The following is a 25,101-nucleotide window of genomic DNA, read 5'->3' as shown; positions in this document are numbered from 1 at the left end:
AAGATTACATTGAGCACATGACACAGGCCCCCACAGCTCCGAAGGCTGCCCCGAGACGGCACGACCGTGAGATCCTCGCCCTCGCGGTGCCCGCCTTCGGCGCCCTCGTCGCCGAACCCCTCTTCGTGATGGCCGACAGCGCCATCGTGGGGCACCTCGGCACCCCCCAGCTGGCCGGCCTCGGCATCGCCGCCGCTCTGCTCACCACCGCCGTGAGCGTCTTCGTCTTCCTCGCCTACGCCACCACCGCGGCCGTCGCCCGGCGGGTCGGCGCCGGCGACCTCCAGGCCGCCATCCGGCAGGGGATGGACGGCATCTGGCTGGCACTGCTGCTCGGCGCAGCCGTCGTGGCCGTCGTCCTGCCCTTCGCGCCCGCCCTGGTCTCCCTCTTCGGCGCCTCGGACACCGTCGCCCCCTACGCGATCACCTACCTGCGGATCTCCGCACTCGGCATCCCCGCCATGCTCGCGGTGCTCGCCGCCACGGGCGTCATCCGCGGCCTCCAGGACACCCGTACGCCGCTCTACGTGGCCATCGGGGGCTTCGTCCTCAACGGCGTCCTGAACGTGGCCCTGGTGTACGGCGCCGGCCTCGGCATCGCCGGATCCGCCTGGGGCACCGTCATGGCCCAGTGCGCCATGGCCGCCGTCTACCTGTTCGTCGTCGTCCGCGGCGCCCGCAGGCACGGCGCCTCGCTACGGCCCGACGCGGCCGGGATCCGGGCCTGCGCCCAGGCCGGGGTCCCCCTGCTGGTCCGCACCCTCTCGCTGCGCGCCATCCTGATGATCGCGACTGCCGTGGCGGCGCGGCTCGGCGACGCCGACATCGCCGCCCACCAGATCCTGCTGTCCCTGTGGAGCCTGCTCGCCTTCGCCCTGGACGCGATCGCCATCGCCGGGCAGGCCATCATCGGCCGCTACCTCGGGGCCGGGGACACCGAGGGGGCCAAGGCGGTCTGTCGGCGGATGGTCCAGTGGGGGATCGGGGCGGGCCTCGTGCTCGGCCTGCTCGTCGTACTGGCCCGCCCGGTCTTCATCCCGCTGTTCACCAGCGACCCCGCCGTCGAGAACACCCTGCTGCCCGCCCTGCTGGTCGTGGCCCTGGCGCAGCCGGTCTGCGGCATCGTCTTCGTCCTGGACGGGGTGCTCATGGGCGCCGGAGACGGCCCCTACCTGGCCCGGGCCATGCTGCTGACCCTCGCCGTCTTCGCCCCGGCCGCCCTGCTCGTCCCGGTCCTCGGCGGCGGCCTGACGGCCCTGTGGTGGGCGATGACCTTGATGATGCTGGTCCGGATGGCCACCCTCCAGCTGCGCGGCCGCTCGGGCCGCTGGCTGGTGGCGGGCGCCACCCGCTGAGCGGAGCACCGCCCCGCACCTACCGCCGTAGGCGATGTTTCACGTGAAACACCAGACGGTCCACGCGGGACAGCCGATGTTTCACGTGAAACGGCCCATGTTTCACGTGAAACACGAAGCACGGGAACACGAAAAAGGGCCGCACCCCAAGGGGTGCGGCCCTTCCTGCGCTGCCCTTAGGCGGCGACGACCTCGATGCCCACGTTCGCGGCGACCTCGGCGTGCAGACGCACGGAGACCTGGTACGAACCGAGGGTCTTGATCGGGGAGCCCAGCTCCACGCGACGCTTGTCGACCTTCGGGCCACCGGACGCCTCGATCGCCGAAGCGATGTCGGACGGCGTCACGGAGCCGAACAGACGACCGGCGTCACCCGCGCGGGTGGCCAGACGGACCTTGACACCCTCGAGCTTGGCCTTGACCTCGTTGGCCTGCTCGATGGTCGCGATCTCGTGGATCTTGCGGGCGCGGCGGATCTGCGCCACGTCCTTCTCGCCACCCTTGGTCCAGCGGATCGCGAAACCACGCGGGACCAGGTAGTTGCGAGCGTAACCGTCCTTGACGTCGACGACATCGCCGGCGGTGCCGAGGCCAGAGACCTCGTGGGTCAGGATGATCTTCATTATTCGGTCACCCTTTCCTTATCGCGCGGTGGACGTGTAGGGCAGCAGCGCCATCTCACGGCTGTTCTTGACGGCCGTGGCGACGTCACGCTGGTGCTGCGTGCAGTTGCCGGTGACGCGGCGGGCACGGATCTTGCCGCGGTCGGAAATGAACTTCCGCAGCATGTTCGTGTCCTTGTAGTCCACGTACACGGTCTTGTCCTTGCAGAACGCGCAGACCTTCTTCTTAGGCTTGCGCACAGGCGGCTTCGCCATTGTGTCTCTCCTGTGTGATCAAGAAGTGGGGATACGAGCTGCCCTAGAAGGGCGGCTCGTCCGAGTAGCCACCGCCGGAGCCGCCGGAGCTTCCGCCCCAGCCGCCTCCGTTGTTGCCGCCCTGCGGCTGGCCGCCGGCCGGTGCGCTGGACGCCCACGGGTCGTCGGAGGGAGCTCCGCCACCCTGAGGTGCGCCGCCGCCGCTGGGGGCTCCGCCCCAGCCACCGCCGCCGCCACCCTGCTGCTGGGCGCCACCGCCGCCGCCGTATCCACCCTGACCGCCGCGACCGGTGGTCTTGGCGACCTTGGCCGTGGCGTTCTTCAGGCTGGGGCCGACTTCCTCGACGTCCAGCTCGTAGACCGTGCGCTTGACACCCTCACGGTCCTCGTACGACCGCTGCCTCAGCCGGCCCTGCACGATGACGCGCATGCCTCGCTGGAGGGACTCGGCGACGTTCTCCGCCGCCTGCCGCCACACCGAGCAGGTCAGGAACAGGCTCTCGCCGTCCTTCCACTCATTGGTCTGACGGTCGAAGGTGCGGGGGGTGGACGCGACACGGAACTTCGCGACCGCCGCACCCGAGGGGGTGAAGCGCAGCTCGGGGTCGTCGACGAGATTGCCGACGACCGTGATGACGGTCTCGCCTGCCATGGATGAACCTCTCGGCGGGGATTGCTGCTGGGCTGCTGTGCTACTCGGTCCCGATTACCGCTGAACCGAAGTTCAGTGGGTCTCGGGGCGGAGGACCTTGGTCCGGAGAACCGACTCGTTCAGGTTCATCTGTCGGTCAAGCTCCTTGACGACCGCAGGCTCGGCCTGAAGGTCGATGACCGAGTAGATGCCCTCGGGCTTCTTCTTGATCTCGTAAGCGAGACGACGACGGCCCCAGGTGTCGACCTTCTCGACCTTTCCGTTGCCCTCACGGACGACGGAGAGGAAGTTCTCGATCAGCGGGGAGACAGCGCGCTCCTCGAGATCGGGGTCGAGGATGACCATCACTTCGTAGTGACGCATGTGGAACCCACCTCCTTTGGACTCAGCGGCCACGGTCGTTCCGTGGCAGGAGGGTCGTGATGCGTGCGCACGGCGTCAGCAGAGCAGACACCGCGCAGCTGTACAGACTACCTGCTCGCGTCCTTCCGGTTGAAATCCAACGGCAGGGGGACACAATCTGTATCCATCGGGTGTGCTCGGTGCTATGCCCCCGGCTCCCGCCGGAGGCGGCCCCAGCACCGCTCTGCTCAGCCAGGAGGTGCCTTCCGATGGCACAGGCCATGCGACCCCAGTCATCCATCTCGCTCTTCGCGACCGATGGCAAGCCCCATCCCCTCCAGGACACCCTGGTGGCGGTCACCCTCGTCCTCGGCGCCGTGGCGTTCGTCACTGCGTTCTTCCACAATCTGCACCTGATCAGCTCGTGGACCGGGCTGATCGGAATCGTGACCGGGCTGTACGGGCAGTTCGTCTCCGTCACGACACGCGAGCGCTTCGCACTGATCATCGGCCTTGGCGCGTCTGCCATCGGCTTCTTCCTCGGAATGGCGCACGGCGGCCTCTTCGGTGGCTGGCTGGGCTGACCGGGGGACCTCCGCGACGGGGCACCGGCCTGCCACCGGCCCGGGCAAGGGCCTGTCCCCCAGATGGGTGGTGCCCCCGTCGCAGTAGGCTTCGCGCCATAGCCAGCGAAGCCGCCGGAGGAGACACCCCGCATGAGCCTGTCCCTGAGCACCATCAGCCGAGAGCAGCATCTGGCCTACCTCCAGAGCCTGCCGTCGGCTAGCCACTGCCAGGTCCCGGCATGGGCCGACGTCAAGAACGAGTGGCGCTCGGAGAACCTCGGATGGTTCGACCAGCACGGCGAACTCGTCGGCGCCGCACTCGTGTTGTACCGCCAGCTGCCCAAGGTGAAGCGCTACCTCGCGTACCTTCCCGAGGGGCCGGTCATCAACTGGTTCGCCCCGAATCTGGAGGAATGGCTCCAGCCGATGCTGGCCCACCTCAAGCAGCAGGGCGCCTTCACCGTGAAGATGGGCCCGCCCGTCGTCATCCGCCGCTGGAACTCCGCCGCCATCAAGGCCGGAATCCAGGACCCGGACGTCAAGCGCCTGCGTGACGTGGAGGCCTCGGTCATCGAGCCCCGCGCCTTCGAGGTGTCCGACAAGCTGCGCCGCATGGGCTGGCAGCAGGCCGAGGACGGCGGCGCCGGCTTCGGCGACGTCCAGCCGCGCTACGTCTTCCAGGTGCCGCTGGCGAACCGTTCGCTGGACGACGTCCTCAAGGGCTTCAACCAGCTGTGGCGCCGCAACATCAAGAAGGCCGAGAAGGCCGGCGTCGAGGTCGTCCAGGGCAGCTACGAGGACCTGCCGACCTGGCAGCACCTCTACGAGATCACCGCCGAGCGCGACAAGTTCCGCCCGCGCCCGCTCAGTTACTTCCAGCGCCAGTGGACGGCCCTCAATTCCGAGGACCCCAACCGGATGCGGCTGTACATCGCCAAGCACGAGGGGGAGCCGCTGGCCGCCGCCACGATGCTCACCGTCGGCCAGCACGTCTGGTACTCCTACGGCGCCTCCGCCAACCACAAGCGCGAGGTCCGTCCCTCGAACGCGATGCAGTGGCGCATGCTGCGCGACTCGTACGCGCTCGGCGCCAGCGTCTACGACCTGCGCGGCATCAGTGACACCCTGGACGAGAACGACCACCTGTTCGGCCTCATCCAGTTCAAGGTCGGCACGGGCGGCGAGGCCGTCGAGTACGTCGGCGAGTGGGACTTCCCGCTCAACAAGATGCTGCACAAGGCGCTCGACATCTACATGTCCCGCCGCTGACCCCCACTCCCCCCGCCCCACACACACCGCACCGCTGCACCACGCAGCTTTCCGAGAGAGGCTCCGGACGGGCATGGCGCTCACGCTCTACGTCGACACCGCGCGCTGGCGTGCGCACCAGAAGCAGATCATCGACCAGTTCCCCGGACTGATCCCGGTCTGCAAGGGCAACGGCTACGGCTTCGGCCACGAGCGGCTGTGCGAGGAGGCGACCCGGATGGGCGCCGACATCCTGGCCGTGGGCACGGCGTACGAGGCGGCCAGCATCAAGGACTGGTTCGGCGGCGACCTGCTCGTCCTCACGCCCTTCCGGCGCGGCGAGGACCCCGTACCGCTGCCCGACCGGGTGATCCGCTCGGTGTCCTCGGTGGACGGGGTGCGGGGTCTGGTCGGCGCCCGCGTGGTCATCGAGTGCATGAGCTCGATGCGCCGCCACGGCATCTCGGAGCAGGACCTGGGCCTGCTCCAGTCGGCGATCGAGGACGTCCGGCTGGAGGGCTTCGCCCTGCACCTGCCGCTGGACCGCCCCGACGGCTCCGACGCCGTCGAGGAGGTCATCGGCTGGATGGACCGGCTGCGCGCGGCGCGGCTGCCGCTGCACACCATGTTCGTCAGCCACCTGCGGGCCGAGGAACTGGCACGGCTCCAGCAGCAGTTCCCCCAGACCCGCTTCCGGGCCCGCATCGGCACCCGGCTGTGGCTGGGCGACCATGAGGCAACCCAGTACCGGGGCGCGGTCCTGGACGTCACCAAGGTCTCCAAGGGGGACCGGTTCGGCTACCGCCAGCAGAAGGCCGCCTCGGACGGCTGGCTGGTCGTCGTCGCGGGCGGCACCTCGCACGGGGTGGGCCTGGAGGCCCCCAAGGCCCTGCACGGGATGATGCCGCGCGCCAAGGGCGTCGCCCGGGCCGGCCTGGCCACCGTCAACCGGAACCTGTCGCCCTTCGTCTGGGCGGGCAAGCAGCGCTGGTTCGCGGAGCCCCCGCACATGCAGGTGTCGATCCTGTTCGTGCCCTCGGACGCCACCGAGCCGCACGTCGGCGACGAGCTGGTGGCGCACCTGCGGCACACCACCACGCAGTTCGACCGGGTCCTGGACGCCTGAGCCCGCTCAGTCCCTGGGGGCTACGCCCCAGTCGACCCGCTGTCCCTCGGAAGGCGCCGCGTCCCGCGGCGCCTTCCGCGTCTCCGACAGCGTGAAGACGTCCTCGGCCCCGTCCAGGACGCCGCCGGAGGGGTCGTCCGAGCCGTCGCGCCGTACGACGTCCCGCTCGGGCATCAGAATGTCCCGTACGACGACGGCGCACAGGTAGAGCGTCGCCAGCAGGTGGGCGGCGATCGCCAGCTGGTAGCCCTCCACGGGGAGCCCCTGGTGCTTGTCCCCGCTGGTCGTGTAGGCCAGGTAGAACCAGATGCCGAGGAAGTACATGACCTCGCCGGCCTGCCAGATCAGGAAGTCGCGCCAGCGGGGCCGCGCGAGCGCGGCGAGCGGGACGAGCCACAGCACGTACTGGGGCGAGTAGACCTTGTTGGCCAGGATGAAGGCGGCGACCACCAGGAACGCCAGCTGGGCGAAGCGGGGGCGGCGGGGGGCCGTCAGCGTGAGCAGGCCGATGGCCAGGCACAGCAGCAGCGTCAGCCCCGTCGCGTACGTGTTGGCTCCCTCCAGCGGGTTGCCGGTGCGCTGGGAGATCAGCAGCCACACGGAGCCGAAGTCGATGGGGCGGTCCTGGCTGAAGACGTAGAACCGCTTCCAGCCGTCCCAGGCGAAGTACATGACCGGCCCGTTCACCACGAGCCAGGCGACGACGGCGCCGAGGGCCGCACTGCCGAACGCCCGCCACTTGCCCGCGCGCCAGCAGAGCACGAAGAGCACCCCGAGCAGCAGGACCGGGTAGAGCTTGGCGGCGGTCGCCAGGCCGATGAAGACACCGGCGAGCAGTGGCCGGCTGCGCGACCACATCAGCATCGCGACGGCGGCGAGGGCGACGGCCGGCAGGTCCCAGTTGATCGTCGCGTTGAGCGCGAAGGCGGGGGCCAGGGCCAGCAGCAGGGCGTCCCAGGGCCGGCGGCGATGGGTGCGGGCGACGCAGACGGCGATGACCGCGGCGCAGATCATCAGCATGCCCGCGTTGACCATCCAGTACATCTGCTCGCGGTGCTGGATGCTGCCGGACGAGGGCGTCAGCCAGGACGCCACCTGCATGAAGGCCCCGGTGAGCACCGGGTACTCCAGGTACTGCATGCCGCCGAACTTCGGGTCCTGCGCGAGGTCGGGGAACTTGTCGAAGTACGGGACCAGGCCCTCGGCGAAGCCCCGGGCGGAGTACAGGTGCGGGATGTCCGAGTAGCAGGCGTGGGTGTACTGCGAGCCCGCTCCCCGGAACCAGGCCCAGTCGTAGCAGGGCAGCTTCTGCACCATGCCGAGGGCGAACATCCCGAGGACGACCAGGACCACGACGCGGACCGGGCCCAGCCAGTGGCCTCCCAGCCGGGCGCGGCGGCCGATCGGGCCGCCGAGGAACTCGCTGCCGGCCGCCGCGACCTCGTCCTGCTGGGTGGGCAGTACCGGCGGGTCCTCGTACACCTTGGTCATGGGCTCATCCTGCCGTACCGCACCGGACACGGGCGAGGGCCGCCGCACGGGGTGCGACGGCCCTCGGCCGGTGGAGCGGGTGGCGGGATCAGCCGGTGATGCCCATGTTGGATCCCCAGTTGGTCGAGCCGCCGGGGCGGCCCGGCCTGCCGGTGGGCGACGGGGAGGGCATTCCGGTGGTTCCGCCGTCCGGCAGCCCACCGGCGCCTCCGTCGGTGGTTCCGCCGTTCTCCTGGCCGGTGACCGTCGCCGGGTCGCAGTGGCGGATGTTCCACGGCTTGCAGGTCGGCTTGCCGCTGCCCGAGGGGGACGGGGACACCGTCGAGGGGGACGGCGAGGGAGAGGTGGAGGGCGAGGCGGACGGCGACGGGGGCGCCGGCGGCGTGGGCGTCGGGGCGCCGGCCGAGTCCGCGGTGACGCCGATGTCCTCGGCCTCGGGGAACTGCTTGACCGGGGCGCCCTTGAGGGCCTCGCGCATGTACTCGGTCCAGATCACCGCCGGGATGTCACCACCGTGGATGGAGTCGACCCCGCCCACGTGGTTCATGGACAGCAGTTCCTTCTTCTTGGCGTTCGGGTCGCTGCGGAAGAGGGTGACCGAGGTGGACAGCTGCGGGGTGTAGCCGACGAACCACGCCGACTTGTTCTGGTCGGTGGTGCCGGTCTTGCCCGCCGCGGGGCGGCCGAGCTTCTTGGCCTTGGTGCCGGTGCCGTTCTCGACGACGTTCTGCAGGACCTCGGTGACGTTGTCCGCGATGGAGTCGTCCATGGCCCGGGCCTCCTTCGGGGGCTCGAAGCCGGGCAGCTCCTTGCCGTTCTTCACGACCGACTTCACCGAGTAGGGCTCGCGGTGGAGACCGGAGGCGGCGAAGGTGGCGTAGGAGTCGGCCATGCGGATGGCGCTGGGCGTCGAGGTGCCGAGGGCGAAGGAGGCGTTGTCGCCCTTGTCCATCGACTCCTCCAGGATGCCGGTGGACTTCGCGACGGCACGGACCTTGCTGTGGCCGACGTCGAAGACGAGCTGGGCGAAGGGCACGTTGATGGACTGCCGCATCGCCTCGTTGAGGGTCACGTAGCCGTGGGCCTCGGGGCTCTCGTTCTTCTGCCGGAAGGGATCGCCGTTCTTGTCGAGGAGCGGCCTGCCCTCCCGGTTGTTGATCACCGTGAGGTCGTCGGCGTTGTACTTGCTGTCGGCCGAGATGCCGGCGCCCTTGGAGTTCTGGGTGCCGTACTGCATGGCCGCGGCCAGGACGTACGGCTTCCAGGTCGAGCCGACCGGGACGCCGGAGGTGTTGGCGTTGTTCGTGAAGTGCTTCTGGTCGATGCCGGGGCCGCCGTACAGGGCCACGAGGGCCCCGGACTTCACGTCCACCGAGGCGGCGCCGAACTGGACGAAGGTGTCGTACTCGGGGCGCTTCTTCTCGTCGAGGAAGTCGTTGCGGGTGTCCTCGACCGCCTTCACGAGGGCGTCCACCTTGGGCTTCTCGAAGGTGGTCTTGATCGTGTAGCCGCCGAGCGCCAGCTTCTCCGTGGTGATGGTGCCGCCCTTGACCACGTACGTCTTGGCCACGTCGACCAGGTAGCCGATCTGGCCGTTCATGCCCCGGGCCTGCTCGGACTCCACCCGCGCCGGGAAGTCCGACTCCTTGTACTTGGCGCGCTCGGCCTTGTCCATCCGGCCCACGGCGACCTCGCGGTCGAGGACCCAGGCCCAGCGGAGCCGGGCGCGCTTCTCGTTGGCCTCGGGGGTGGCCGCGGAGCCGAGGCCGCCGTCCGGGTTGTAGAGGTTGGGGCCCTTGAGCATCGAGGCGAGGAAGGCGCTCTCGGAGGGGTTGAGGTCCTTGGAGTCCTTGCCGAAGTAGGCGCGGGCGGCGGCCTGGATGCCGTAGGCGTCCCGGCCGTAGTAGGCGGTGTTCAGGTAGCCCGCGAGGACCTTGTCCTTCTCCTCGGTCATGCCCAGCTTGAGCGCGATGAACAGCTCGGTGACCTTGCGCTTCACCGTCTGCTCGGAGTCCAGGAAGGTGTTCTTCACGTACTGCTGGGTGATCGTGGAGCCGCCCTGGGTGGAACCGCCGGTGGCCATGTTCACCACGGCGCGGGCGATGCCCATCGGGTCGACGCCCTTGTCCGTCTCGAAGGACTCGTTCTCAGCGGCGATCACGGCATTCCGCATCGACACGGGGATCTGGTCGATGGACACGATCTGGCGGTTCGTCGAGCCGCCCGTGGCCACCATCTGGGTGCCGTCGGCCCACTGGAAGACGTTGTTCTCCGCCTTTGCGGCCTTGTTCTCGTCAGGCGTCCCCACGCTGGCGATACCGATGCCGGCGCCGGCCACGATGACGGCGAAGAAGCCCAGGAAGGTCCCGCTGACCAGCTTCCAGGACGGTACGAAGCGCTTCCAGCCGTCCTTCTCCGCACGGGGATAGTTAATGAGCCGGCTGCTGCCGTTACCTCCCTTACCCCCCTTCCCACCTGCGCGTCCGCGTCCTGCGGCTCCTCGCTGGGTGGCCCGGCGGGCATCGGCACGGCTGCCGTGGGCGGCCGGTTCTCCGTACGGTGCGCCGGCTGACGCGGTGGTGACGTCACGTCCGGGGCCGGAGCCCCGGCCGGGACGCTGTTGGGCAGCCCGACGGGAGGCGGCGCGGCCGCCACCCTGGGACTGCGGCGGTTTGCGGCGGTGCTCGCTCATCGAACGACTACTCCTCGGGCAGGCGAGTGGCCTGGAAGCGGCAGGTGAATTCCGGTTCCCCCGGTGTCCTGCCGCACAGACTACGCACGGTCAAAACCCGACCAGTGCCGAAGTTCACCCCAAATCAGGCAACTTGCGTCGTACGAATTGGTGATGTGACGCCGGTCACCACGTCACCGCTTGTCGTCGGCAGCCGCCCGTTCTATCGTCTGGATGTATCGAGCCGATACATCAGCTCGACATAAACTCAGAGGCAGAGAGGGGCAGGCGGATGAGCAGACGCTCCGGCATCCTCGAGTTCGCCGTCCTCGGCCTGCTTCGCGAATCCCCCATGCACGGTTACGAGCTCCGCAAGCGGCTCAACACCTCGCTGGGGGTGTTCAGGGCGTTCAGCTACGGGACTCTGTATCCCTGCCTCAAGACGCTGGTCGCCAACGGCTGGTTGATCGAAGAACCGGGCAACGCCCCGGAAGACGCTCTGGCCGCTTCACTCGCAGGGCGCCGCGCCAAGATCGTCTATCGGTTGACGGCAGCAGGTAAGGAGCACTTCGAAGAGCTCCTCTCCCACACGGGCCCGGACACCTGGGAGGACGAGTCCTTCGCCGCCCGCTTCGCCTTCTTCGGCCAGACCGAACGAGAAGTGCGGATGCGCGTGCTGGAGGGCCGCCGCAGCCGGCTGGAGGAGCGCCTCGAGAAGATGCGCGCCTCGCTCGCCCGCACACGGGAGCGCCTCGACGACTACACCCTTGAGCTGCAGCGGCACGGGATGGAATCCGTGGAGCGTGAAGTGCGCTGGCTGAACGAGCTCATCGAGAGTGAGCGGGCAGGACGGGATCGGAGACGACCCGGCCCGCCCGACGAAACTGCAAAGTGAGGCCTGCATCTCGCAGGCCTCGTTCCGAGAACAAACAGGGAGCAACCGGAATGGGTTCGGTTCGCGTAGCCATCGTCGGCGTAGGCAACTGCGCCGCCTCGCTGGTGCAGGGCGTCGAGTACTACAAGGACGCCGACCCGGCGGCCAAGGTCCCCGGTCTGATGCACGTCCAGTTCGGCGACTACCACGTGCGTGACATCGAGTTCGTCGCCGCGTTCGACGTCGACGCGAAGAAGGTCGGCCTCGACCTTTCGGACGCCATCGGCGCCAGCGAGAACAACACCATCAAGATCTGCGACGTCCCGAACGCCGGCGTGACCGTGCAGCGCGGCCACACCCTGGACGGCCTGGGCAAGTACTACCGCATGACGATCGAGGAGTCCGCCGAGGCTCCGGTCGACGTGGTCCAGATCCTCAAGGACCGCCAGGTCGACGTCCTGATCTGCTACCTGCCCGTCGGTTCCGAGGCTGCGGCGAAGTTCTACGCCCAGTGCGCCATCGACGCCAAGGTCGCGTTCGTCAACGCCCTCCCGGTCTTCATCGCCGGCACCAAGGAGTGGGCGGACAAGTTCACCGAGGCCGGTGTCCCGATCGTCGGCGACGACATCAAGTCGCAGGTCGGCGCCACCATCACGCACCGCGTGATGGCGAAGCTGTTCGAGGACCGCGGTGTCCGTCTTGAGCGCACCATGCAGCTCAACGTCGGCGGCAACATGGACTTCAAGAACATGCTGGAGCGCGACCGCCTGGAGTCGAAGAAGATCTCCAAGACGCAGGCCGTCACCTCGCAGATCCCCGACCGTGAGCTCGGCGAGAAGAACGTCCACATCGGCCCGTCCGACTACGTGGCGTGGCTCGACGACCGCAAGTGGGCCTACGTCCGCCTCGAAGGCCGCGCCTTCGGCGACGTCCCGCTGAACCTCGAGTACAAGCTCGAGGTGTGGGACTCCCCGAACTCCGCCGGTGTCATCATCGACGCCCTGCGCGCCGCGAAGATCGCCAAGGACCGCGGCATCGGTGGCCCGATCCTCTCGGCCTCCAGCTACTTCATGAAGTCCCCGCCGGTGCAGTACTTCGACGACGAGGCCTACGCGAACGTCGAGAAGTTCATCAAGGGCGAGGTCGAGCGCTAGTCGTACCAAGGGTCCTCAGGACACCTGGACTTCGACTGTTCTTCCGCCGTGGGTCCCCGGGCAATGTGTCCGGGGACCCACGGCGTATGTGACCCTTGCCCTCATGCCTGTCGTACGTGATCTGCGCGTACTCCTGCGCCTGAGGGACTTCCGCAACCTGCTCGCCGTACGGCTGCTCTCCCAGGCCGCCGACGGTGTCTACCAGGTGGCGCTCGCCACCTACGTGGTCTTCTCCCCGGAGAAGCAGGCCTCGCCCGCGGCCGTCGCCTCCGCCATGGCCGTCCTGCTGCTGCCCTATTCGGCGATCGGACCCTTCGCGGGCGTCCTGCTGGACCGCTGGCGGCGCCGCCAGGTCTTCCTCTACGGCAACCTGCTGCGCGCCTTCCTCGCCTGCGTGACCGGCATGCTGATCGTGGCGCAGGTACCGGACTGGCTGTTCTACGCCTCGGCCCTGTCCGTGACCGCCGTCAACCGCTTCGTACTGGCCGGGCTCGCGGCCTCGCTGCCCCGGGTCGTCGGCCCCGCCCAGCTGGTCACCGCGAACGCCCTCTCGCCCACCGCGGGCACGCTCGCAGCGGTCGCCGGCGGAGGGCTGGCCTTCCTCGTCAGACTGCTGGGCTCCGGTTCCAACGCCCTGGTGGTCCTGCTGGGCGCCGGGCTCTACCTGTGCGCGGCCCTGGTCTCCCTGCGCCTTGCCGTCGGCCTCCTCGGGCCCGACCACCCGCCCGGCCGGACACACCCCACGGTCGCCGAGGGGATCTCCCTCACGGTGCGGGGGATGGCCGAGGGCCTCAGACACCTGGCCTCCCGCCGGGAAGCCGCCCAGGCGCTCACCGCGATGACCCTGATGCGGTTCTGCTACGGAGCGCTCACGGTGATGCTGCTGATGCTCTGCCGGTACTCCTGGTCGGACAACGAGTCCGACGGCCTGGCCCTGCTCGGCATCGCCGTCGGGGTCTCCGGCGCCGGATTCTTCGCAGCCGCCCTCGTCACCCCATGGCTGGTGAGCCGGCTTGGACCACTGGGCTGGATCACCGCCTGCGCCGCCGGCGCAGCCGTCCTGGTCCCGGCCCTCGGCCTGTTCTTCGCGCCCGGGCCGATGCTCGTCGCCGCGTTCGTCCTCGGCCTCGCCACCCAGGGCGCCAAGATCTCCACCGACACGGTGGTGCAGTCCCGGGTGGACGACGCGTTCCGGGGCCGGGTCTTCTCCGTCTACGACGTGCTCTTCAACGTGGCCTTCGTCGGGGCGGCCGCCGTGTCCTCGCTCATGCTTCCCGCCGACGGCCGGTCCGTCACGCTGATCCTGAGCGTGGCCCTGCTCTACGCCGCCACGGCCGCGCTGCTGCGGCGACAGGGGCAGGCAGCCCCCCGGCGGTAGGGCGATGTTTCACGTGAAACATCGCCCCGGCGACGGTCCGCGGTGTCGATGCGGCCTCATTACGGCGACGATCCGGCGTCGATGTTTCACGTGAAACATCGACGCCCCGGCGTCCGCCTCAGGCCTGGGGAGCCTGCGCGGCCCACCACTCCTTGAGGGCGGCCACCGCCGCCTCCTGGCCCATGGGGCCGTTCTCCAGCCTCAGCTCCAGCAGGAAGGCGTAGGCCTTGCCCACCATCGGGCCCGGGCCGATCTCCAGGACCTGCTGGATCTCGTTGCCGTCCAGGTCGGGGCGGATCGCGTCCAGCTCTTCCTGCTCCTGGAGCTGCGCGATCCGCTCCTCCAGGCCGTCATAAGTACGCGAGAGCGCGCTGGCCTTGCGCTTGTTGCGCGTGGTGCAGTCGGACCGGGTCAGCTTGTGCAGCCGCTCCAGCAGCGGACCGGCGTCGCGGACGTAGCGGCGCACCGCCGAGTCGGTCCACTCCCCGTCCCCGTAACCATGGAAGCGCAGGTGCAGCTCCACCAGCCGGGACACGTCCTTGACCATGTCGTTCGAGTACTTCAGCGCCGTCATGCGCTTCTTGGTCATCTTCGCGCCCACCACCTCGTGGTGGTGGAAGGAGACCCGGCCGTCACTCTCGAACCGGCGGGTGCGGGGCTTGCCGATGTCGTGCAGCAGGGCGGCCAGCCGCAGCACCAGGTCCGGGCCGTCCTCCTCCAGGGCGATCGCCTGCTCCAGCACGATCAGCGAGTGGTCGTAGACGTCCTTGTGCCGGTGGTGCTCGTCGCTCTCCAGCCGCAGCGCGGGCAGCTCCGGCAGCACCCGGTCCGCGAGACCGGTGTCCACGAGCAGCCCCAGTCCCTTGCGGGGCTGGGCGGAGAGCAGCAGCTTGTTGAGCTCGCCCTGGACGCGCTCCGCCGAGACGATCTCGATCCGCTCGGACATCTCCGTCATCGCGCTCACGACCTCGGGGGCGACCTCGAAGTCGAGCTGCGCGGCGAAACGGGCCGCGCGCAGCATGCGCAGCGGATCGTCGGAGAAGGACTCCTCGGGAGTTCCGGGGGTCCTCAGCACCCCTGCGGCCAGGTCCTCCAGGCCTCCGTGCGGGTCGACGAACTCCTGCTCCGGCAGGGCCAGGGCCATGGCGTTGACCGTGAAGTCGCGCCGGACCAGGTCCTCCTCGATCGAGTCGCCGTAGGAGACCTCGGGCTTGCGCGAGGTGCGGTCGTACGCCTCCGAGCGGTAGGTGGTCACCTCGATCTGGAAGCCGTCGCGCTGGGCTCCGACCGTGCCGAAGGCGATACCGATGTCCCACACCGAGTCGGCCCAGGGCCGCATGATCTTCAGGACGGCCTCGGGACGCGCGTCGGTGGTGAAGTCGAGGTCGTTGCCGAGACGCCCGAGCAGCGCGTCGCGGACGGACCCGCCGACCAGGGCCAGGCGGAAGCCCGCCTCCTGGAACCGGCGGCCGAGTTCGTCGGCGACAGGCGCGACCCGCAGCAGTTCACTGACCGCGCGGCGCTGCACCTGACTCAGGGCACTGGGGTTGTCTTCATTGGCGTTCGGCACAACAGAAAAGGGTACGTGGCCCGCCCGGCAGGAGCTCCCCCGTTTCCGACGGCCCCGCTCCGCGCACCCCCCAGGCGGTCCCGATCATGTGGAGCAAGGCGCGGCACTCGCGCACAGCGCACCTCGTTACCATGCGTGGACGCAGAACCGACGACCACTGACACTTCGAGGGACGGGCGAGCGCGTGGCCGAGGCGGCAGACATCCAGGGGGCAGCTCCTGCCCCTGCCCGGCGCCGCTGGCTGCGGCGGGCAGTCGTCCTGCTCACCGGAACGCCGGTGCTGGCCGCCCTGGTGTACGCCCCCGCCCCGCCGGCCCAGGCCGCCGACTCCGCCGTCGACGTCCAGCTCACCGAGGTGGCGCCCAGCGCCCCGGTCAAGAGCGACACGCTGACCATCTCGGGAACGGTGGTCAACAACGGCCGCGAGACGATCAAGAACGCCCACGTCGGACTGCGGGTCGGGCCCATGCTCGGGGACCGCTCGTCCATCGGCGAGGTGGCCGACCGGAAGAGCTTCCGGCCGGGTGTGGACCCGGGCGAGATCGACGAGGCCTTCGCCGTCAAGATCGACTCGCTCCCCTCCAAGGTGGACCAGCACTTCACGATCAAGGTCCCGGTCAACAAGCTGGACCTGGGCGCGGACGGTGTGTACCAGCTCGGTGTCTCTCTGTCCGGGGTGACGGACAGCCGCCCGCACGAGCAGGTCCTCGGCATCCAGCGGACCTTCCTGCCGTGGCAGCCCGACCCCGCCGCCAAGCGGTCCTCGCTCACCTACGTATGGCCGCTGATCTCCACCACGCGCGTCACGGCGGAGACCGGATCGGACGAGTTGCAGACCCCCGTCTTCCTCGACGACTCCCTCGCCGACGAGCTGCGGTCGGGCGGCCGCCTCGAGCGGATGGTCTCCCTCGGCAAGGACCTGCCGATCACCTGGGTCATCGACCCCGACCTGCTCACCACCGTCGACGCCATGACGAAGGGCTACCGGGTCCGCAGTCCCGAGCCGGGCGGTAAGCCCGTCCAGGGCCGGTACAAGGCCGTCGCCGAGCAGTGGCTGAACGCCCTGGAGAGCGCCGTCCAGGGCAAGAAGGTCGTCGCCCTGCCCTTCGCCGACCCGGACCTGGCCTCCCTCGCCCACCACGGCAAGGACGTCTCGGGCACCCTGGGCCAGCTGCGGCCCGCGACGGACAAGGCGAAGCAGACCGTCGAGACCGTCCTGCACGTCACCCCGTCCACCGACTTCTCCTGGCCCGTGGACGGCGCCATCGACCCGTCCATCGTCAACGTCGCCACCTCGGCCGGCGCGCACAACGTCCTGACCCGCAGCGACAGCCTCCAGGAGACCGGGTCCCTCGGCTACACCCCGACGGCCGCCCGCCCCATCGGCGCGGGCACCACGGCCGTCGTCGCCGACGCGGACCTCTCCACCGCCTTCGAGGGCGACATGGTCCGCGCGGGGAACTCCACGCTCGCCGTCCAGCAGTTCCTGGCCCACAGCCTCGCTCTGAACCTCCAGAACAGCGACGAACCCCGCAGCTACGTGGTCACCCCCCAGCGCCGGCCCTCCGCCAGCCAGGCGGAGTCGATGGCCACCGCCCTGCGCGGGCTCCAGGCCGCCCGCTGGACCCAGCCCTCCGACCTGGAGGCGGCCGCCGCCGCGAAGCCCGACCCGGGCGCCGCCACCCAGGTCCCGGGCGCGGGCCAGTATCCGGAGTCGCTGAGCAAGCAGGAACTCCCGGTGTCGGCCTTCGAGAAGATCCGCACCACCCAGAACACGCTGGACCACTTCAAGGTCATCCTCACGGCGCCGGACCGGGTGGAGATCCCCTTCGGCAACACCACCAACCGGGAGATGTCGACCTCCTGGCGTGGCCGTCCCGAGGAGGCCGACCTCTACCGGAACCAGGTCCAGGCGTACCTGATCGGGCTGACCGAGAAGGTCAAGGTCATCCCCAAGTCCGACGCCACCTTGTCCGGGCACAGCGCGACCATCCCGGTCAGCGTCCAGAACAGCCTCGTACAGGACGTCCACAACCTCGTGCTGCGGGTGAAGTCCGCCAACCCGACCCGTCTGATGTTCGCCGAGGCGGAGCAGGAGGTCGTCGTCCAGGGCGGCCACAGCCAGACGGTAAAGTTCACCGCCAACGCCACGGCGAGCGGTCCGGTCGAAGTCACGGCACGGCTCTTCACCAAGGACGGCGTGCCCTACGGCAAGGAGCGAAAGTTCACCGTAGAGGCCACGGAGATCACCCCCACCGTCATGCTCGTCATCGCCGGCGGTGTTCTCCTGCTGGTCCTGGCAGGCATCAAGATGTACGCCAGCCGCAAGCGCGTCGCCGCGCGCGCGGCGGCCGAGGACAGCATGCAGCCGAGTGACGAGTCCCCGGACACCGGACCGCAAAGCGCGGAGGGGTCCGGCACGGGTGAGACAGTGGACCGTTGAGCGATGCCGTGGCCGGTCGGCCTGGGGACGATGAGGTGGGGTTGCGATGAACGCGCCGTACGACGGTGACCGCGCGCAGGGCACTGGTGGGCCGGCGCCCTCCCAGGGCACTGCCCCGGGCACTCCGGTGCCCGGACAGGTTCCGGCGCCCGCGCCCGCGCCGGACCACGACCCTTATGTCCAGGACGCCTACGACTACGACCCGTACCGCGGGCAGGACCTGTCAGCCCAGGATCCCGTAGCCGAGGTGCTCTACGACCGCGCCTCCCACCCCCCGCCGCCGCCCGGCACCTTCCAGGAGGCCGGCCCGCTCTACGCGGCCCCGCAGGCTCCCTCGCACGGTCCCGACCCGCGCGTGTGGGCGCAGACCCCGCCGCCCGAGCCCGACGGCCCGTCCCGGCACCTGCCCTACGGCGACCACGCCACGACGACGCAGTTCGTGGGCGTGGACTCGCTCGTGACCAAGGCCGCGGAGGACCAGCCGGAGCCGGACGCCTTCACCCACCTCTACCGGGACCAGCAGGCAGCCCCTCGCACCCCCGTCGAGGACGTGCCCGTCGCGGCCCCGGCGCCGGCGAAGCCCGCCGGGAAGGCCTCCGGCCTGCTCAAGTCGAGCGCCCTGATGGCGGCCGGCACGATCGTCTCCCGCGTCACCGGCTTCGCCCGGACCCTGGTGATCGCCGGCGCCATCGGTGTCGCCAACCTCAACGACACCTACCAGGTCGCCAACGTCCTGCCGACGATGATCTACGTCCTCGTGGGCGGCGGCGCGCTCAACGCGGTCTTCATCCCCCAGCTCGTCCGCGCCATGAAGAACGACGACGACGGCGGAGAGGCTTACGCCAACCGCCTGCTGACCCTGGTCGTGGTCCTGCTCGGCGCGGTCACCACCATCTGTGTCCTCGCCGCCCCGCTGCTGATCGGCATGATGTCGCGGGAGATCGCCGACGATCCGCAGCGTCTCGCGGTCGCCGTGGCCTTCGCCCACTACTGCCTGCCCACCATGTTCTTCATGGGCGTCCACGTGGTGCTCGGTCAGATCCTCAACGCCCGGGGCCGGTTCGGCGCGATGATGTGGACCCCGGTCCTCAACAACATCGTGGTCATCACCACCTTCGCGGCATTCATCTGGGCCTTCGGCGGCTCCACCGTCTCCGGTGTCTCGGAGACGACCATCACCCCCGAGGGCGTCCGCCTGCTGGGCATCGGCACCCTGCTCGGGCTCGTCGTGCAGTCCCTGGCGATGCTCCCCTACCTGCGCGACGCCGGCTTCTCGCTCCGACTGCGCTTCGACTGGAAGGGCCACGGGCTGGGCAAGGCCGCTGGTCTGGCGAAGTGGACCTTCTTCTTCGTCCTCGCCAACCAGATCGGTCTCGTCGTCGTCACCCAGCTCGCCACCTGGGCGGGCACCGCCGCGAAGGCGCAGGGCCACGGCGGCACCGGCATCACCGCCTACAACTACGCGCTGCTGCTCTGGCAGATGCCGCAGGCCATCATCACCGTCTCCGTCATGACGGCCGTCCTGCCGCGCATCTCCCGCTCGGCCCACGACGGGGACGCGGCCGCCGTCCGTGACGACATCTCCTACGGTCTGCGCACCTCGGCCGTCGCCATCGTCCCCTGCGCCTTCGCGTTCCTCGCGCTCGGCGTACCGATGTCCACGCTGCTCTACGCCAGCGCCGGTGACGACGCCCGCAACATCGGCTTCATCCTGATGGCCTTCGGCCTCGGCCTGATCCCCTACTCCGTCCAGTACGTGGTCCTGCGCGGCTTCTACGCCTACGAGGACACCCGGACGCCCTTCTACAACACGGTCATCGTCGCCGCGGTCAACGCCGGTGTCTCCACCCTCGCCTTCTTCGTGCTGCCGGCACGCTGGGCGGTCGTCGGCATGGCCGCCGCCTACGGGCTCGGCTACGTCGTCGGCGTCGGCGTCGCATGGCGCCGGCTGAAGGCCCGCCTCGGCGGCGACCTCGACGGGGCCCACGTGATGCGCACGTACACGCGTCTGATCGGGGCATGTGTTCCGGCCGCCGCGGTCGCGGGCGCCGTCGCCTACGGGGTCACCCAGTGGCTGGGCAACGGGGCCTTCGGCTCCCTCGTTTCCCTGGTCGCGGGCTTCGTCGCCCTCGGTGCCGTGTTCCTCGTCGCCGCTAAGCGGATGCGGATCGAGGAGCTCAACTCGATGGTCGGTATGGTGCGCGGACGACTGGGCCGCTGATGCCCGGACCCGGCGACAGAACGGCCCGCCATCGCGTGTCGTGCAGAGCGCCGGACTGTGGGCACAATTGGCATGGCTTCGCAGACTGGCCGACAGCGCGCAACGGATGGGGAGGCAGGGACGACGGTGGCGGAACGTAGCACGGCTGCCGTCGACGTGGCCGACAACAGCGGCGATGAGCCGCTGGCCGCAGATGCGGCCAAGGCCACGGCCGACGGGGTGGACACCCAGAACGGACGAGCCGCGGACGGACCCATGCCCGAGAAGGACGGCGAACGCAGAAGCGCGGCACCCGCGGCCGCGCCCGAACTCCACAGCGGCCACAAGCTCGCGCGGCGCTACCGCCTGGAGGAGTGCGTCACCCGTCTGGACGGATTCAGCAGCTGGCGTGCGATGGACGAGAAGCTCCGCCGCGCGGTGGGCGTCCACCTGCTGCCCGCCGACCACCCCCGGGCCCGTGCCGTCCTGGCCGCCGCCCGCTCCTCCGCCCTGCTCGGCGACCCCCGGTTCGTCCAGGTCCTCGACGCCGTGGAGGAGAACGACCTCGTCTACGTGGTCCACGAGTGGCTGCCCGACGCCACCGAGCTCACCGCCTTCCTCGCGGCCGGACCGCTGGAGGCCCACGAGGCCTACCAGCTGGTCAGCCAGGTCTCCCAGGCCATGGCAGCGGCCCACCGCGAGGGCCTGGCGCACCTGCGCCTGACGCCCAGCGCGATACTCCGGACCTCCACCGGCCAGTACCGCATCCGCGGCCTCGCCGTGAACGCCGCCCTGCGCGGCATCACCAGCGACACCCCGCAGCGGGCCGACACCGAGGCCATCGGCGCCCTGCTGTACGCCGCGCTGACCCAGCGCTGGCCGTACGAGAGCGATGCGTACGGCCTCGCCGGCCTGCCCAAGGGGGTCGGCCTGATCGCCCCCGACCAGGTCCGCGCGGGCGTCCACCGAGGTCTCGGCGAGCTCGCCATGCGCGCCCTCGCCAACGACGGGGCCACCGCGTCCCGTCAGGAGCCTGCCTGCACCACCCCGGAGGAGCTGGCGAAGGCCGTCGCCGCGATCCCCCGCATCCGGCCGCCGGAGCCCGCCTTCACCGCGCCCCCGGAGTACCAGCACACCACCTACCAGCAGGGCAGCTACGGCCGCCCGGCCTCTCCGCGCGTGCCGCTCACCCAGGCGGTCCCGGTCGGACCCCCGCCGCCGCCGCTGCAGAGCCGCACGGGCCGGGCCCTCAAGTGGGGCGTGGCCGCCCTCCTGATCGCCGCCCTGGGCCTGGGCAGCTGGCAGCTCGCCGACGCCATCCTGGACCGGAGCAAGCGGACCGGCGGCGAGAACAGCCAGACGCAGCAGCAGGGCAACGACGGCGCCCCGGCCAAGAAGGACCCCGTGCCGCTCGCCGTCAAGGGAGCGGCGGAGTACTACCCCGACGGCAAGCCCCAGAACGCCGACGGCGTCGGCAAGTCGTACGACGGTGACGCCTCCACCTACTGGAAGACCAAGAGCTACAACGAGGGCCCGAAGCTCGAGATCACGTCCGGCGTGGGGATCATCTACGACCTCGGCGCCGAGCACGAGGTCAGTTCCGCCTCGGTGGCCCTGAAGTTCGGCGGGGACCACACCACCTTGGCCCTGTACGCGGCGGACTCCATGCACCCCAAGGGGTCCGTCGGTGGCATGAAGAAGATCGCCGACATGACGACCAAGGACAACACGGCGGACCTGACCGCCGAAACACCGGTCAAGGCGCGCTACGTGCTCCTGTGGATCACTGCCGTGCCGTACGGCCCGTACGCCGACTTCAGCAACGCCGGCTTCAAGCAGGGCATCACGGAAGTGAAGTTCAAGGGCTGACGCACGACAGGGGGAGGGGCTCACCGTTGGACCAAGCCGCACCCGGTGACCACAGCGACCAGGAACTCCTGGCGCTGCACGTCACCGGGGATCCCGACGCCTTCGGTGAGCTCGTACGCCGCCACCGGGACCGGCTGTGGGCCGTCGCCCTGCGCACGCTCGGCGACCGGGAGGAGGCCGCCGACGCGGTCCAGGACGCCTTGGTCTCCGCCTACCGGGCCGCCCACACCTTCCGGGGTGACGCCGCCGTCACCACCTGGCTGCACCGCATCACCGTCAACGCCTGCCTCGACCGGGCCCGCAAGGCCGCCTCCCGCCGGACTTCCCCCCTGGACGACACGGACCGCCTGGAGCGCCTTCTGGAGCCCCACGAGTCCGCCGAGGCCCCCGCGGAACGCCAGGACCTCCATCGCCAGCTGCTGGCCGCCCTCAGCACCCTCCCGGCCGACCAGCGGGCCGCGCTCGTCCTCGTCGACATGCAGGGATACCCCGTCGCCGAGGCCGCCCGCGTCCTGGACGTCCCCGTCGGCACCGTGAAGAGCCGGTGTGCACGCGGCCGGGCGAAACTCCTCCCGTTGCTCACTCATCTGCGCACGAATGCCGGGGATAACACCGCTCCCGAGCGGGGAAGGAACCGGACGCCGGGAGCGCCCGTCCCACCAGCGACGGATCCCAGGCAGCCAGATCCAGACCCAGACGCTGTGAAGGGCGGAGGTGGACGACCGTGAGCCCGACAACCGGCACGACCGGCACGATCCGGCACCCGGAGGTCTCGGAGATCTCCGACCTGACCGAAGGACTCCTCTCCCCGTCCCGCACCGCCGAGGTCCGCCGGCACCTCGGGGACTGCGCCCTGTGCGCCGATGTCCGTGCCTCGCTGGACGAGATCCGCTCCCTCCTGGGCACCCTCCCGGGACCGCCGCGGATGCCCTCCTCCGTCGCCGGGCGCATCGACGCGGCCCTGGCCGCCGAAGCCCTCCTCGACTCGACCGCCTCCCGCGCCACCGCCACCGCCGGCCGTGGGACCGACAGCGAACGACCTGACGCCGGGGACCTCGCCGACGGCGATGTTTCACGTGAAACATCGCCCGCCTCTGCCGCTGCTCCCGCAGGCCGGGCCGAGGTCCACCGGCCCTCCGGTCACCCGTCCGGCCCAAGCGGACCGGGCCGTCGCCGCGCCCGCCGCCGGATCGCCGTCGTCGCGGGCCTCGCGGGGGCCGCCGCCTGCGCCCTCGGCGTCCTCCTCTTCACCGGCCTGGGCACCGACAGCACCCACGACACCGCCTCCCAGGGCGTCACCACCTCCCACGACCCCTCGAGCAGCTCCGCCCGCTCCTCGGACCTCGGCGGGTACACCGCCGAGGGGATGCAGGAGGAGGTCCGGCGGCTCCTCGTCCCGGGCAACGGAACGAACAAGACGATGGGGCTGGACAACGCCTCCCCCGGCCTGGCCCCCTCGGACCGTCAGGCGCCGCCGGAGTCCGCGGCCGTCCCGCCCTGCGTCCAGCAGGCCACCGGACGTACCGACACCCCGCTGGCCTCCGAGCTCGGCAGCTACCAGGGGACCCCCGGCTACCTCGTCCTCCTGCCCCATCCGGGCGACCCGGCCCTGGTGGACGCCTACGTGGTGGCCGCGGCCTGTGCGGACACCCCGTCGGCAGCCCCGGGAAAGCCCCTGCTGACCGGTACCTATCCGCGGACCTGACACCTTCGGGGTGGGACCTGACACGTTCGGGGACGGTGCGGGACGGACGGGGAATGCGGGCGCCGTAGGATCCGTTGGGTGGGGTGAGAGTCCGCACCGGCCCCCGGTAGGCACCACGAAGTCCGCAGAAACGAGGAAGAACCCGTGAGCGACGTACGAAACGTGATCATCATCGGCTCCGGGCCGGCCGGTTACACGGCCGCCCTGTACACCGCACGCGCTTCGCTCAACCCCCTGGTCTTCGAGGGCGCCGTCACCGCCGGTGGCGCCCTGATGAACACCACCGAGGTCGAGAACTTCCCCGGTTTCCAGGACGGGATCATGGGCCCGGACCTCATGGACAACATGCGCGGCCAGGCCGAGCGCTTCGGCGCCGAGCTCGTCCCGGACGACGTCGTCGCCGTGGACCTCACCGGTGAGATCAAGACCGTCACCGACACCGCCGGCACCGTGCACCGCGCCAAGGCCGTCATCGTCACGACCGGCTCCCAGCACCGCAAGCTCGGCCTCCCGAACGAGGACACCCTCTCCGGACGCGGTGTCTCCTGGTGCGCCACCTGCGACGGATTCTTCTTCAAGGACCAGGACATCGCCGTGGTCGGCGGCGGTGACACCGCGATGGAGGAGGCGACCTTCCTCTCCCGCTTCGCGAAGAGCGTCACCATCATCCACCGCCGTGACAGCCTGCGCGCCTCAAAGGCCATGCAGGACCGCGCCTTCGCCGACCCGAAGATCAAGTTCGCCTGGGACAGCGAGGTCGCCGAGATCCACGGCGAGCAGAAGCTCTCCGGTCTCACCCTGCGCAACACCAAGACCGGTGAGACCTCCGAGCTGCCCGTGACCGGCCTGTTCATCGCCGTCGGCCACGACCCGCGCACCGAGCTCTTCACCGGCCAGCTCGACCTGGACGACGAGGGCTACCTGAAGGTCGCCGCGCCCTCCACGCGCACCAACCTCAGCGGTGTCTTCGGCGCCGGCGACGTCGTGGACCACACGTACCGTCAGGCGATCACCGCCGCCGGCACCGGCTGCTCCGCCGCCCTGGACGCCGAGCGCTTCCTCGCCGCCCTCTCCGACGCCGAGCACGCCACCGCGTCCGCAGCCGTCTGATCCCGCTTCATCCCCACACCCCACACCCCGCAGGAAAGTTGGAGGCCACTGTGGCTCTCAAGACCGTGACCGACGCCGACTTCGACGCCGAAGTCCTGGCCAGCAAGAAGCCGGTGCTGGTGGACTTCTGGGCCGAGTGGTGCGGCCCGTGCCGCCAGATCGCGCCGTCCCTCGAGGCCATCGCGGCCGAGTACGGCGATGAGATCGAGATCGTGAAGCTGAACATCGACCAGAACCCGGACACGGCCGCCAAGTACGGCGTCATGTCCATCCCGACCCTGAACGTCTACCAGGGCGGCGAGGTCGTCAAGACCATCGTCGGTGCCAAGCCGAAGGCCGCCATCCTGCGCGACCTCTCCGACTTCGTCACGGCCAAGACCGTCTGACGCACCCGATGTTTCACGTGAAACGGGGCCGCCCCTCCCAGGGGCGGCCCCGTTCGCGTACCTGCGCCCAGGACACTCGGCTA

At 70.0% G+C, this 25,101-nt stretch carries 21 protein-coding genes; 14 read left to right on the top strand and 7 right to left on the bottom strand.

All coding sequences use genetic code 11. The annotated features are described in order from the left end of the window. Positions 1-17 precede the first annotated feature (17 nt). Complete coding sequence (locus OOK31_RS20675) at positions 18-1,355, top strand: MATE family efflux transporter (protein ID WP_267088758.1); 1,338 nt, start codon at positions 18-20, stop codon at positions 1,353-1,355. 176 nt (positions 1,356-1,531) lie between these two features. Here OOK31_RS20675 and rplI read toward each other — a convergent pair whose 3' ends face one another. From rplI to rpsF, 4 genes are all read right to left on the bottom strand, one after another. Further along, the gene (rplI, locus tag OOK31_RS20670) at positions 1,532-1,978 is read right to left on the bottom strand and encodes a 50S ribosomal protein L9 (protein ID WP_214930771.1); all 447 of its coding nucleotides are present in this window, start codon (positions 1,976-1,978) and stop codon (positions 1,532-1,534) included. A gap of 18 nt (positions 1,979-1,996) precedes the next feature. Next, entirely contained in the window at positions 1,997-2,233 is a 237-nt protein-coding gene (gene rpsR, locus OOK31_RS20665) for a 30S ribosomal protein S18 (protein ID WP_003956534.1), read from the bottom strand. A gap of 43 nt (positions 2,234-2,276) precedes the next feature. Beyond that, entirely contained in the window at positions 2,277-2,885 is a 609-nt protein-coding gene (locus OOK31_RS20660) for a single-stranded DNA-binding protein (RefSeq protein ID WP_267088757.1), read from the bottom strand. Positions 2,886-2,957: 72 nt separating this feature from the next. Then, entirely contained in the window at positions 2,958-3,248 is a 291-nt protein-coding gene (gene rpsF / locus OOK31_RS20655) for a 30S ribosomal protein S6 (protein WP_004950685.1), read from the bottom strand. 248 nt (positions 3,249-3,496) lie between these two features. Between rpsF and OOK31_RS20650 the strand changes: the two genes are divergently transcribed. The 3 genes from OOK31_RS20650 to OOK31_RS20640 all read left to right on the top strand — a co-directional run bounded on the left by OOK31_RS20650 (position 3,497) and on the right by OOK31_RS20640 (position 6,167). After that, complete coding sequence (locus OOK31_RS20650) at positions 3,497-3,811, top strand: hypothetical protein (protein ID WP_267088756.1); 315 nt, start codon at positions 3,497-3,499, stop codon at positions 3,809-3,811. A gap of 132 nt (positions 3,812-3,943) precedes the next feature. Beyond that, positions 3,944-5,062: a peptidoglycan bridge formation glycyltransferase FemA/FemB family protein gene (locus OOK31_RS20645; RefSeq protein ID WP_267088755.1), complete on the top strand. Its 1,119-nt coding sequence runs from the start codon at positions 3,944-3,946 to the stop codon at positions 5,060-5,062. A 73-nt stretch (positions 5,063-5,135) separates the two neighbouring features. Next, positions 5,136-6,167: an alanine racemase gene (locus OOK31_RS20640; protein ID WP_267088754.1), complete on the top strand. Its 1,032-nt coding sequence runs from the start codon at positions 5,136-5,138 to the stop codon at positions 6,165-6,167. A 6-nt stretch (positions 6,168-6,173) separates the two neighbouring features. Here the strand turns inward: OOK31_RS20640 and OOK31_RS20635 are convergent, their stop codons facing one another. Together OOK31_RS20635 and OOK31_RS20630 are read right to left on the bottom strand one after the other, a co-directional pair. Continuing rightward, entirely contained in the window at positions 6,174-7,658 is a 1,485-nt protein-coding gene (locus tag OOK31_RS20635) for a glycosyltransferase family 87 protein (RefSeq protein ID WP_267088753.1), read from the bottom strand. A gap of 88 nt (positions 7,659-7,746) precedes the next feature. Continuing rightward, positions 7,747-10,350: a transglycosylase domain-containing protein gene (locus tag OOK31_RS20630; RefSeq protein WP_267088752.1), complete on the bottom strand. Its 2,604-nt coding sequence runs from the start codon at positions 10,348-10,350 to the stop codon at positions 7,747-7,749. Between the two features lie 271 nt (positions 10,351-10,621). Here OOK31_RS20630 and OOK31_RS20625 point away from each other — a divergent pair, with 271 nt between their 5' ends. The 3 genes from OOK31_RS20625 (at position 10,622) to OOK31_RS20615 (ending at position 13,735) form a co-directional block, all read left to right on the top strand. Continuing rightward, positions 10,622-11,224 (top strand): PadR family transcriptional regulator, encoded by a 603-nt coding sequence (locus tag OOK31_RS20625; RefSeq protein WP_267088751.1) that lies wholly within the window; start codon positions 10,622-10,624, stop codon positions 11,222-11,224. Between the two features lie 50 nt (positions 11,225-11,274). Then, positions 11,275-12,357, top strand: a complete 1,083-nt coding sequence (locus OOK31_RS20620; RefSeq protein WP_215139796.1) for an inositol-3-phosphate synthase — start codon at positions 11,275-11,277, stop codon at positions 12,355-12,357. A 103-nt stretch (positions 12,358-12,460) separates the two neighbouring features. Continuing rightward, entirely contained in the window at positions 12,461-13,735 is a 1,275-nt protein-coding gene (locus OOK31_RS20615; protein ID WP_267088750.1) for an MFS transporter, read from the top strand. A 118-nt stretch (positions 13,736-13,853) separates the two neighbouring features. On the opposite strand, the gene OOK31_RS20610 is transcribed toward OOK31_RS20615, so the two are convergent. Then, entirely contained in the window at positions 13,854-15,305 is a 1,452-nt protein-coding gene (locus tag OOK31_RS20610) for a CCA tRNA nucleotidyltransferase (protein WP_267088749.1), read from the bottom strand. A 184-nt stretch (positions 15,306-15,489) separates the two neighbouring features. Here OOK31_RS20610 and OOK31_RS20605 point away from each other — a divergent pair, with 184 nt between their 5' ends. The 7 genes from OOK31_RS20605 to trxA all read left to right on the top strand — a co-directional run bounded on the left by OOK31_RS20605 (position 15,490) and on the right by trxA (position 25,018). Beyond that, entirely contained in the window at positions 15,490-17,748 is a 2,259-nt protein-coding gene (locus OOK31_RS20605; RefSeq protein WP_267088748.1) for a DUF6049 family protein, read from the top strand. Positions 17,749-17,794: 46 nt separating this feature from the next. Next, on the top strand, positions 17,795-19,969 hold the full coding sequence (gene murJ, locus OOK31_RS20600) for a murein biosynthesis integral membrane protein MurJ (protein ID WP_267088747.1): 2,175 nt from the start codon (positions 17,795-17,797) through the stop codon (positions 19,967-19,969). A 126-nt stretch (positions 19,970-20,095) separates the two neighbouring features. Beyond that, the gene (locus tag OOK31_RS20595; RefSeq protein ID WP_267088746.1) at positions 20,096-21,817 is read left to right on the top strand and encodes a protein kinase family protein; all 1,722 of its coding nucleotides are present in this window, start codon (positions 20,096-20,098) and stop codon (positions 21,815-21,817) included. A 26-nt stretch (positions 21,818-21,843) separates the two neighbouring features. Continuing rightward, positions 21,844-22,545, top strand: a complete 702-nt coding sequence (gene sigM / locus OOK31_RS20590; RefSeq protein ID WP_267088745.1) for an RNA polymerase sigma factor SigM — start codon at positions 21,844-21,846, stop codon at positions 22,543-22,545. Continuing rightward, entirely contained in the window at positions 22,542-23,522 is a 981-nt protein-coding gene (locus OOK31_RS20585; protein ID WP_267088744.1) for a hypothetical protein, read from the top strand. Before sigM ends, OOK31_RS20585 begins: the two co-directional genes overlap by 4 nt. A 144-nt stretch (positions 23,523-23,666) precedes the next feature. Beyond that, positions 23,667-24,632, top strand: a complete 966-nt coding sequence (trxB, locus tag OOK31_RS20580) for a thioredoxin-disulfide reductase (protein WP_267088743.1) — start codon at positions 23,667-23,669, stop codon at positions 24,630-24,632. 50 nt (positions 24,633-24,682) lie between these two features. Continuing rightward, entirely contained in the window at positions 24,683-25,018 is a 336-nt protein-coding gene (gene trxA, locus OOK31_RS20575) for a thioredoxin (protein WP_267088742.1), read from the top strand. Positions 25,019-25,101: the final 83 nt, after the last annotated feature.

The sequence above is a fragment of the Streptomyces sp. NBC_00249 genome, from assembly GCF_026342355.1.
Lineage (GTDB): Bacteria > Actinomycetota > Actinomycetes > Streptomycetales > Streptomycetaceae > Streptomyces.
This window is presented reverse-complemented; position numbering and strand designations above follow the sequence as displayed.